Origin of the sequence: Geobacillus sp. TFV-3 (genome assembly GCF_009901865.1) — a bacterium.
GTDB classification, from domain to species: domain Bacteria; phylum Bacillota; class Bacilli; order Bacillales; family Anoxybacillaceae; genus Geobacillus; species Geobacillus thermoleovorans_A.
This window is the reverse complement of record NZ_MPSP01000001.1, coordinates 20,019-30,000: the sequence shown is the minus strand read 5'-3', so window position 1 is coordinate 30,000 and position 9,982 is coordinate 20,019. Positions and strand designations below refer to the sequence as shown.

Annotated in this window: 10 protein-coding genes, 1 rRNA gene, 1 other RNA gene and 1 other annotated feature (1 of these 13 running past the window's edge); of the genes, 1 reads left to right on the top strand and 11 read right to left on the bottom strand. The window is 53.2% G+C overall.

Features of this window, described 5'->3' with window-relative positions; translation table 11 throughout:
• The 8 genes from BJQ97_RS00135 to tadA form a co-directional block, all read right to left on the bottom strand.
• A 16S ribosomal RNA gene (locus tag BJQ97_RS00135) occupies positions 1 to 757 on the bottom strand (it extends 800 nt beyond the left edge of the window).
• Between the two features lie 337 nt (positions 758 to 1,094).
• Positions 1,095 to 1,364: a pro-sigmaK processing inhibitor BofA family protein gene (locus BJQ97_RS00130; RefSeq protein WP_160155090.1), complete on the bottom strand. Its 270-nt coding sequence runs from the start codon at positions 1,362 to 1,364 to the stop codon at positions 1,095 to 1,097.
• Between the two features lie 78 nt (positions 1,365 to 1,442).
• Positions 1,443 to 1,667, bottom strand: a complete 225-nt coding sequence (locus BJQ97_RS00125) for a YaaL family protein (protein ID WP_160155089.1) — start codon at positions 1,665 to 1,667, stop codon at positions 1,443 to 1,445.
• A 23-nt stretch (positions 1,668 to 1,690) separates the two neighbouring features.
• Complete coding sequence (recR, locus tag BJQ97_RS00120; RefSeq protein ID WP_160155088.1) at positions 1,691 to 2,287, bottom strand: recombination mediator RecR; 597 nt, start codon at positions 2,285 to 2,287, stop codon at positions 1,691 to 1,693.
• Between the two features lie 9 nt (positions 2,288 to 2,296).
• The gene (locus BJQ97_RS00115; protein WP_407059891.1) at positions 2,297 to 2,620 is read right to left on the bottom strand and encodes a YbaB/EbfC family nucleoid-associated protein; all 324 of its coding nucleotides are present in this window, start codon (positions 2,618 to 2,620) and stop codon (positions 2,297 to 2,299) included.
• Between the two features lie 26 nt (positions 2,621 to 2,646).
• Positions 2,647 to 4,326, bottom strand: coding sequence for a DNA polymerase III subunit gamma/tau (gene dnaX / locus BJQ97_RS00110; protein ID WP_160155087.1), 1,680 nt, complete (start codon positions 4,324 to 4,326; stop codon positions 2,647 to 2,649).
• A gap of 118 nt (positions 4,327 to 4,444) precedes the next feature.
• An RNA gene (ffs, locus tag BJQ97_RS00105) (signal recognition particle sRNA large type) lies at positions 4,445 to 4,709 on the bottom strand.
• Positions 4,710 to 4,747: 38 nt separating this feature from the next.
• Positions 4,748 to 5,245 carry a tRNA adenosine(34) deaminase TadA gene (tadA, locus tag BJQ97_RS00100; protein ID WP_160155086.1) on the bottom strand — a complete coding sequence of 166 codons (498 nt, stop codon included), beginning with the start codon at positions 5,243 to 5,245 and terminating at the stop codon, positions 4,748 to 4,750.
• An 85-nt stretch (positions 5,246 to 5,330) separates the two neighbouring features.
• Between tadA and BJQ97_RS00095 the strand changes: the two genes are divergently transcribed.
• Positions 5,331 to 6,617, top strand: a complete 1,287-nt coding sequence (locus tag BJQ97_RS00095) for a glycoside hydrolase family 18 protein (RefSeq protein WP_160155085.1) — start codon at positions 5,331 to 5,333, stop codon at positions 6,615 to 6,617.
• A 220-nt stretch (positions 6,618 to 6,837) separates the two neighbouring features.
• Here the strand turns inward: BJQ97_RS00095 and serS are convergent, their stop codons facing one another.
• The 3 genes from serS to pdxS form a co-directional block, all read right to left on the bottom strand.
• Positions 6,838 to 8,112 (bottom strand): serine--tRNA ligase, encoded by a 1,275-nt coding sequence (gene serS, locus BJQ97_RS00090; RefSeq protein ID WP_160155084.1) that lies wholly within the window; start codon positions 8,110 to 8,112, stop codon positions 6,838 to 6,840.
• A gap of 50 nt (positions 8,113 to 8,162) precedes the next feature.
• Positions 8,163 to 8,382 (bottom strand) — a binding site (T-box leader).
• A gap of 9 nt (positions 8,383 to 8,391) precedes the next feature.
• Complete coding sequence (gene pdxT / locus BJQ97_RS00085; RefSeq protein ID WP_160155083.1) at positions 8,392 to 8,982, bottom strand: pyridoxal 5'-phosphate synthase glutaminase subunit PdxT; 591 nt, start codon at positions 8,980 to 8,982, stop codon at positions 8,392 to 8,394.
• Between the two features lie 24 nt (positions 8,983 to 9,006).
• A complete protein-coding gene (gene pdxS, locus BJQ97_RS00080; protein ID WP_011229527.1) occupies positions 9,007 to 9,891 on the bottom strand; it encodes a pyridoxal 5'-phosphate synthase lyase subunit PdxS in 885 nt (294 codons plus the stop codon).
• Between the last annotated feature and the right edge of the window lie 91 nt (positions 9,892 to 9,982).

The window sequence follows — 9,982 nt, the reverse complement described above, 5'->3', positions numbered from 1 at the left end:
TGCAGGCCAGAGAGCCGCCTTCGCCACTGGTGTTCCTCCACATCTCTACGCATTTCACCGCTACACGTGGAATTCCGCTCCCCTCTCCTGCACTCAAGTCCCCCAGTTTCCAATGACCCTCCACGGTTGAGCCGTGGGCTTTCACATCAGACTTAAGGGACCGCCTGCGCGCGCTTTACGCCCAATAATTCCGGACAACGCTCGCCCCCTACGTATTACCGCGGCTGCTGGCACGTAGTTAGCCGGGGCTTCCTCGTGAGGTACCGTCACCGCGCCGCCCTCTTCGAACGGCGCTCCTTCGTCCCTCACAACAGAGCTTTACGACCCGAAGGCCTTCTTCGCTCACGCGGCGTCGCTCCGTCAGGCTTTCGCCCATTGCGGAAGATTCCCTACTGCTGCCTCCCGTAGGAGTCTGGGCCGTGTCTCAGTCCCAGTGTGGCCGGTCACCCTCTCAGGCCGGCTACGCATCGTCGCCTTGGTGAGCCGTTACCTCACCAACTAGCTAATGCGCCGCGGGCCCATCCGCAAGTGACAGCTTTCGCCGCCTTTCAACCGAAGACCATGCGGTCTTCGGTGTTATCCGGTATTAGCTCCGGTTTCCCGAAGTTATCCCGGTCTTGCGGGCAGGTTGCCCACGTGTTACTCACCCGTCCGCCGCTGACCAAACTAGAGCAAGCTCCAGTCCGGTCCGCTCGACTTGCATGTATTAGGCACGCCGCCAGCGTTCGTCCTGAGCCAGGATCAAACTCTCCAAAGAAAGTTGATTGGCTTCTGCTTTGGCCTCGACACCGAAGGTGCTACGAGCGGCCTCAGCTTTTCTTATGACGCTTGCGTTTTGTTTAGTTTTCAAGGAACTTGTTTATCTTGCGCACCTTTATTATTATACATATCATTCACTTTACTGTCAACATATCTTTCATGAACAGCGACATTTTTTAATATAATGCATTGTCATATAAAAGTCAATAACTTTGAAACAAAAAATAAAGAGGGTGTCCCAAAAGGATCGGTACACCCTTTCTTCTTACCGTATATAGGCATAAAACAATCATTAAGAAACCATATGTTGTGTTTTGTTAAGGAAAATTCCCGGGTCAGCCCCACAAAATATATCGGTCAATCACGATTAACGCTGCCGCTCCAGGGAGGCCAAGAAATCCACAAACGATTGAGGTGACGAGGTTAATCGGAATATGGATGTTAAAATGCCCGCCGAGGGCGTTGATGACAAACAGCGCGAGCGCCCCGACGATCAGGCGGATAGCAGCGTAGCCGATCAGGCGAAGCGCTTTGAGACGGGCGCCTACGATAAGCAAAACGGCGATAAGCGCTAGCAACACGGTAATGACGACTTTCGGATCCAACGTTTGAACCCCCTTTTTGCACGCTTGTACTACCAACGTATGAGAAACAGGGAAAAAAAGAACAAAAAAATAAGGAAGTTAACGCACTTCCTTAAGTGTGATGCGGCGGTGCTTCGCTTCGCGGAGGAGGAAAAAATATTTAGCCTCAGCGAGTTGCAAGGCATTCAGCACCTCCGGAGACGGATCGACGCTTTTTTCGATGAGTTGTTTCTGCTCAAGCCATTCAGTTCTAGCCTTTTGTAGTTCAGCCATTAACTTTTCATCAAATTGTCTCTTTAGTTTCCCCTTTCGCCGCCATAACAAACCGATCCCCACCTTCTTTCTCTCTATAGCTCACGGCGCCCTTCCAACGCCTTTGATAACGTCACTTCGTCCGCATATTCCAGATCGCCGCCGACCGGCAAGCCATGGGCGATGCGGGTGACTTTGATTCCTGCTGGCTTCAACAGGCGGGAGATGTACATGGCCGTTGCCTCTCCCTCGATGTTCGGGTCGGTCGCTAAAATCACCTCTTGGACCGTCTCATCTTGTAATCGCGTGAGCAGCTCGGCGATTTTAATATCTTCTGGTCCGATGCCTTCCATCGGCGAGATGGCCCCGTGCAACACGTGATACAGGCCATTGTATTCTTTCATCCTCTCCATGGCGATGACATCTTTCGGATCCTGAACAACGCAAATCGTCGTCCGGTCGCGACGCTCGTCTTTGCAGATGTAGCAAGGGTCTGTATCTGTAATATGTCCGCAAATCGTGCAATAATGAATATGTCGCTTGACATCAACGAGCGCTTTGGCAAACTCAAGCACGGTGTCTTCTTTCATCGCCAGCACATGAAATGCAAGGCGGGCAGCCGTTTTCGGGCCGATGCCAGGCAGTTTCATAAAACTGTCAATCAACTTCGATAGCGGTTCTGGATAATGCATACGCCCCCCCTAGAACAACCCTGGAATGTTAAGTCCTTTCGTAAACTGCCCCATCATTTCATTAGCCAACTCATCCGCTTTTTTCAACGCATCGTTTGTCGCTGCCAAAATCAAATCTTGAAGCATTTCGATATCGTCTGGGTCGACGACTTCCTCTTTAATTTTGATTTCCAAAATTTGTTTATGACCGTTAGCGACAACGGTCACCATGCCGCCGCCCGCCGTGCCTTCCACCGTTTTTTCCGCCAACTCTTCCTGCGCTTTTTGCATTTCCTTTTGCATTTTTTGCATTTGTTTTAACATTTTTTGCATATTGCCCATTCCGCCACGCATCATTTTGGCATCCTCCTTTAAACGGTTTATTCTTTAATTTCGATCAGCTCTTCGCCAAACAGCCGCTTCGCTTCAGCGATTAACGGATCTTCTTCGCTTTTTTCCACCTTGGCGTCCTTATTGCGGATGAACTCTTCTCTTATTTTTCCCCATTCTCCCTCCGGAATGGCTACCATTTCAAAACGGCGGTTTGTCATCTCAAACAAAATCGCTTCGACGTTTTCTTTGACCGAACTTGTGGGATCGGTCGCCATTTTGCAGTGGATTTCGTATTTGAATTTTAATACAAACGCTGAGGCGCTGGCTGCAACCGGCTCGCTCTCTTGCAGCAAGGCAGCGTGCGATACTTTATGCTGCCGTTTCAACGTGTCGAGCACATCCGCCCAGCATCCTTTCACCAAAGCCAAATCTTCATGCGTCGCCTGTTTCAACAACTCGTAAATGCGGCCAACCGGGGCTTTATATCCCCCCGTTTTCGTCGGTTTGGACGGTTTTTTCACCGGCGCGGCGGTCGACGGAGGGGCAGGCGGTTGTTCCTTCAGGCGCCGCAATTCCGCCTCCAGCGTTTCAATCCGCTTTATCAACGGTTCCAACTCGGAAGCCGATAGCGACGGAGCGGCAGCTGATGGATGGCAAAGCTTCACAAGCGCCACTTCCAACAGAAGGCGCGGGTGGTTTGTCCACTTCATCTCTTGCTGGCTTTTGTTCAGAAACTCGATGGCCTTGTATAAATTGGAAACCGGAATCATTTCCGACAGTGAAGTGAACGCTTCGTCAACGACAGCAATTTGAATCGCTCCCTCCACATGGGGGGCAGTTTTGTACAGCAATAAATCGCGATAGTACAAAATCAAGTCTTCAACCAAACGATGCGGATCTTTCCCTTGCGCCATCATCGTTTCCAACTGCTGAAGAACCGCCGCTGTATCTTTGCGGTGGATGGCTTCGATGAAGCTCGATAAGGCGGCAAATGATGCAGCCCCGGTCATCGCCAGCACGTCGTCGAGCCGAAGCTTCCCGTCGCTGAACGAGATGGCTTGGTCAAGCAAGCTGAGCGCATCGCGCATCCCCCCGTCTGCAGCACGGGCGATGGCGGACAATGCCTCATCGGACGCCTCGACACCTTGGGCGCTTGCGACATACTTTAGCCGTGAAACGATCGCCGGAAGCGGGATGCGGCGAAAATCGAACCGTTGGCAGCGGGAAATGATCGTCGCCGGAATTTTGTGCGGCTCGGTCGTGGCCAAAATGAAAATGACGTGTTTCGGCGGCTCCTCCAACGTTTTCAACAGCGCGTTAAACGCACCAATCGACAGCATATGCACCTCGTCGATGATGTACACTTTGTAGCGGGCCGACGTCGGCGCAAATTTCACCTTCTCACGGATATCACGAATTTCATCGACGCGGTTGTTGGAAGCAGCGTCAATTTCCAGCACATCGGGAACCGTTCCATTCGTAATGCCGAGGCAAGCTGGACACTCATTGCATGGCTCCGCCGCTGGCGCCTGTTCACAGTTGACCGCCTTGGCGAAAATTTTCGCTGCACTCGTTTTTCCTGTACCGCGCGGGCCGGAAAATAAGTAAGCGTGTGATATTTTATGTTGAAGCAGGGCGCTTTGCAACGTCTTGGTCACGTGTTCTTGGCCGACCATGTCCGCAAAGCGCTGCGGCCGAAACACGCGATATAACGCTTGGTATGCCACGGAAAACGGCCCTCCTCTTTCTCTCGTCCTATCTATTATATAACTTCCTATTGCAATTTAAAATAACAAAAAACCCACTCGCCATGAGTGGGTTTTGTTCCCTAATTGCTATGTAAGGCCGTGCACCTTCTGTCGATTAGCTGCCCCGAGCGTTGCTCAAGCAGTTAGCTCAGCCCAGGCGTCCCCGCGGCACATGGGAGCATCCGCTTACTGCTGCTTCCTTCCGGACCTGACAGGGTTCACGGAATCCCATTGCGCGGGACCCAGACGTCAACACCACTTGCTTGAGACAGGCCTCGCAACAGACTAACCTCGAGAAGGAATTCAGCCTCGCTAGAGCGGATTGCGAGTACAGGGCACCGCTACCTCCCCGCTTAGCACGGCACTATCAGTATAGCTCGTTTGCAGAAAAAATGCAATGTCAATCGGCGGAATTTTCGCTGGCACTCCGGCCAACATTTCTCTTTTGTTCGCGCAATCGTCGAAAAAATTGGCTCAACAGCGAACCGCACTCGTCAGCAAGCACCCCGCTTACCACCTCAACCTGATGGTTAAATCGGCTTTCCTGCAATAAGTTCATCAATGTCCCAGCGCACCCTCCCTTTGGATCAAACGCGCCAAACACGACTCGTTCGATGCGGGAAAGAACAATGGCGCCTGCGCACATGGCGCACGGCTCAAGCGTTACGTACAACGTCGCCCGCTCAAGCCGCCATGAACCAGTTGCCCGGCATGCTTCATCGATTGCCAAAATTTCTGCATGAGCGATGGCGCGTTGTTCAGTTTCCCGCAAATTATGAGCGCGGGCGATGACGCGGCCGTCTTGGACGATGACAGCGCCGATCGGCACCTCGCCGATCTGCTCCGCTTTTTTTGCTTCTTCCATTGCCAATCGCATGTAATACTCGTCGGTGTTCATCGTATACCCCTTCACACAAACGGTCATTTCTCCTTTCTTTACATCATAGAATATGGAGAATAAAGACGCAACTAGGAGGTCAAGTATGCAAATCCACGTAGTGCAGAGTGGACAAACGTTAAGTGGAATTGCTGAGGCATACGGGATCACGGTGGAAGAAATTGTCCGGGCCAACAAGCTTCCAACCCCTGATAAACTCGTTGTCGGCCAGGCGCTCGTGATCCCGATCGTCGGTCGTTTTTACTGGGTGCAGCGCGGCGACACGTTATGGTCGATTGCACGCCGATTTTCCATTCCGATGCAGCGGCTTGCCGAAGTGAATCGCCTCTCCTTAAACGCTCCGCTTAAGGTCGGGCAGCGGCTTTATATACCGCCCGGCGCCAAGCGAAGAGCGGAGTTTAACGCCTATATTGAACCGCGCGGCGCGACTGTCAGCCCAGCGCTGGAGGCGAGCGCTCGCGAAGCCGCTCCGTATTTGACTTATTTGAGTCCTTTTTATTTTGCGATCCGACGCGACGCGACATTGCAAGAGCCGCCGCTTGACGACTTTCCGGATATTGCCCGCGCCAACCGCGTCACGCTCGTTATGGTTGTCGCCAACATTGAAAACGGGCAGTTCAGCGACGAGCTCGGCGCGCTTATGTTAACAAACGAAACGCTGCAAAATCGTCTGCTCGACAATATTGTCGCGACCGCTAGACGGTATGGCTTCCGCGACATCCATTTTGATTTTGAATATTTGCGCCCGGAAGACCGTGAGGCGTATAATGCGTTTTTGCGCAAAGCGAAGCGGCGGTTTGAACGAGAAGGATGGATGATGTCGACCGCCTTGGCGCCGAAAACGAGCGCGACCCAGCGCGGACGTTGGTACGAAGCACACGATTACCGCGCCCATGGACAAATTGTCGACTTTGTCGTGATCATGACATATGAATGGGGCTACAGCGGCGGGCCGCCGATGCCGGTGTCCCCGATCGGTCCGGTCCGCCGCGTTCTCGAGTACGCCATCTCTGAAATGCCAGCTGGAAAAATTTTGATGGGACAAAACTTGTATGGCTATGACTGGACGCTGCCATATGTACCCGGCGGCCCGTACGCCCAGGCCATCAGCCCTCAGCAAGCCATCGCCCTCGCCGCAAAGTATAACGTTGCCATCGAATACGATACGGAGGCGCAGGCACCGCATTTTCGCTATCGCGACGAAAACGGACGCGAGCATGAAGTATGGTTTGAGGACGCCCGCTCCATTCAAGCAAAATTTAATCTCGTGAAGGAACTTGGTTTGCGCGGGGTCAGCTATTGGAAACTTGGGATTGATTTTCCACAAAACTGGCTGCTGATCGCTGATCAATTTACTGTTGTAAAAAAATAAAGGCATAAAAAACCCGCCGGTCAAGGGCGGGTTTTTTTATGATGGGAAACGGCTTTCGGCGATCAGCCGTTTCAGATGACAATCTCCTCTTATGCGCGTCAGTCCTCTTCATCATCGTCTTGGCCAAGAACAAGATTTCTTGTTCCTCATTGCCAACGTCATTCACTATAACACGGCAGTCGGGAAAAGTCAACCAACGATTTGCCTCAAGCACCTTTTTTCAGCGAATGACGTCCCGATTCCCCATGTACGGACGAAGCGCTTCCGGAACGATGACCGAGCCGTCTTCTTGCTGGTAGTTTTCCAAAATGGCGGCGACCGTCCGCCCGATGGCTAGCCCCGAACCGTTTAATGTATGCACGTACTCCGGTTTCGCTTTTGGATCGCGACGGAAGCGGATGTTGGCACGGCGCGCTTGAAACGCCTCAAAGTTGCTGCACGACGAAATTTCCCGGTACGTTCCGTAACTTGGCAGCCAAACTTCAATATCGTACGTTTTCGCCGCCGAGAATCCAAGATCTCCGGTGCACAAGGCGACAACGCGGTACGGAAGCCCAAGCCGTTGCAAAATCGTCTCTGCCTGGCGCGTCAGCTTTTCCAATTCATCGTACGAGTCCTCCGGCTTTACGAATTTTACCAGCTCGACTTTATTGAACTGATGCTGGCGGATCAGCCCTCTCGTATCGCGGCCGGCCGACCCGGCTTCCGCGCGGAAGCACGCGCTGTAGGCCGCATAGTAAATCGGCAAATCATCTGCAGCCAAAATTTCGTCGCGGTGCAGGTTCGTCACCGGCACCTCAGCGGTCGGAATGAGGAAATAATCTTCACTGTCCAAATGGAACGCATCCTCGGCAAATTTCGGCAACTGTCCGGTTCCGATCATGCTCGCCCGATTCACCAAATATGGCGGCAACACTTCTTCGTAACCGAATTCATCGAGATGGATGTCAAGCATAAAGTTGATGAGCGCCCGCTCAAGCCGCGCTCCTAACCCTTTATAAAAGACAAATCGGCTTCCCGCCACTTTGGCGGCTCGCTCAAAGTCGAGCAAACCGAGCCGATCGGCGATTTCCCAATGCGGCTTCGGCTCAAAGGAAAACGAACGCGGCTCTCCCCATCTCCGCACTTCCACATTGTCCTCTTCTGATTGGCCGATCGGCACTGATTCGTGCGGCACGTTTGGAATCGACAACAACAAGCCGTCGAGTTCCGCCTCAAGCTGGCGAATTTGTTCATCCATCCGTTTAATGCGGTCACCGACTTCCCGCATTTGGGCAATCAGTGGCTCGGCGTCCTTTTTCTCGCGCTTTAGGACAGCGATTTGCTGCGACACATCGTTGCGCTTGCTTTTCAGCTCTTCGACTTCCGCGATCAAGCGGCGGCGGTCTTTGTCCAATTGTTCAAAGCGGTCGATGTTCGTCAAATCCCCGCCGCGTTGCATTAATTTTTCCTTTACTTCTTGAAACTGAGTGCGCAATACTTTCATATCCAGCACCGTTTTCTACCTCCTTCGCCTTTTATTATACAAAGAAAGCCCCCGTCCCAAAAAGGGACGGGAGCCATCCCGCGGTGCCACCCTTATTGAAGGCCAATCATGCCTTCCACTTATGCCGATAACGGCGGCCGAAAACGCCTACTGGCCTGTTTGCACGGTTCAGCGTTTTGCTCGAGGATGGATTCACAGGCGCTCCCTGCCGGTTCACACCGCCCACCGGCTCTCTGATAAGGAAGGCATCCCGCTACTCGTTCCTCTCATTGCTTTCGCTTGATCACTTTACTTGAGGCTTGACGCCATTTTCGCTTCTTTGACCATGTTGAGGAAGTATTGCATCAATCGATGATCGTCGGTCAGCTCTGGATGGAACGAGCAGCCAAGAAACTGTCCTTGTCGAGCGGCGACAATGCGGTCATTGTATGTCGCCAAGACATCGACCTCGTCCCCGGCCTCTACGATATGCGGAGCGCGGATGAAGACGCCGACAAAGCCATCGCCGACGCCTTTAATCGACAGCTCCGCTTCAAAGCTTTCCCTCTGCCGACCGAACGAGTTCCGCTCGACTGTAATGTCCATTAATCCTAAATGTGGCTCGTCATAGCCGACAATTCGCTTCGCCAGCAAAATGAGTCCGGCGCACGTGCCGAACATCGGCTTGCCGGCAGCGGCAAATTGCTTGAGCGGCTCCATCAGCCCATAGCGGTCGATGAGCCGCCGCATCGTTGTGCTTTCGCCGCCCGGCAGCACAAGACCGTCCAACCCTTCAAGCTGCTCCGGCTTTTTCACGATGACCGCCTCGGCGCCGCACGCCTCAATGGCGCGAACATGCTCCCGCACAGCTCCTTGCAGTCCAAGTACACCTATTTTCATCGATGCTTTGCTCCTTTATTTAGCTTACCAGCCGCGTTCTTGCATCCGGTGCTCCGGCAACAATGTCGCGATATCGATGCCGCGCATCGCGCCGCCCAATCCTTTCGACAAGTGTGCGATCAATTCATAGTCTTCGTAATGAGTCGTCGCCTCTACGATCGCGCGTGCATATTTTTCCGGATTTTCTGATTTGAAAATGCCAGACCCAACAAAGACACCGTCCGCACCCAAGTGCATCATCAAGGCTGCGTCAGCCGGTGTCGCGACACCGCCGGCGGCAAAGTTGACGACCGGCAGGCGGCCAAGCCGCTTGATCTCGCGCAGCACCTCAACCGGAGCCCCAAGCTGTTTCGCCTCAGCGACAAGCTCATCTTCGCTCATGTTGACGACTTTGCGAATTTGCGCGTTCACTTTGCGCATATGGCGCACGGCCTCAACGATGTTGCCTGTCCCCGGCTCTCCTTTGGTCCGCAACATCGATGCCCCTTCTGCAATGCGGCGCGCCGCTTCCCCTAAATCGCGGCAACCGCACACAAATGGAACGGTAAACTGCCGTTTGTCAATATGGAATTCCTCATCAGCCGGCGTTAATACTTCGCTTTCGTCAATGTAGTCGACGCCAAGCGCCTCTAAGACACGCGCCTCAACATAGTGACCGATCCGCACTTTCGCCATGACTGGGATCGAAACGGCGTTCATCACTTCTTCGATCACCGTCGGGTCGGCCATGCGCGCGACACCGCCAGCGGCGCGAATGTCCGCCGGGACGCGCTCGAGCGCCATAACCGCGACAGCCCCTGCCGCTTCAGCGATTTTCGCCTGTTCTGCGTTCACGACGTCCATGATGACGCCGCCTTTTTGCATTTCCGCCATGCCGCGTTTGACGCGGTCCGTACCTGTCAATGCCAACGTTGATTCCCCCTATTCCTAATCCTTATGCTTTGCGAGGCATGCAAAAGGACGATTCCACTGTTTTATTTTACCTCAATTTTTACAAAAA

Bases quoted from the DNA above. Each gene is read 5' to 3' on its own strand.
- recR (WP_160155088.1), bottom strand. From the start codon at position 2,287: ATGCATTATCCAGAACCGCTATCGAAGTTGATTGACAGTTTTATGAAA.
- BJQ97_RS00115 (WP_407059891.1), bottom strand. From the start codon at position 2,620: ATGCGTGGCGGAATGGGCAATATGCAAAAAATGTTAAAACAAATGCAA.
- tadA (WP_160155086.1), bottom strand. From the start codon at position 5,245: ATGAACACCGACGAGTATTACATGCGATTGGCAATGGAAGAAGCAAAA.
- BJQ97_RS00095 (WP_160155085.1), top strand. From the start codon at position 5,331: ATGCAAATCCACGTAGTGCAGAGTGGACAAACGTTAAGTGGAATTGCT.
- pdxT (WP_160155083.1), bottom strand. From the start codon at position 8,982: ATGAAAATAGGTGTACTTGGACTGCAAGGAGCTGTGCGGGAGCATGTT.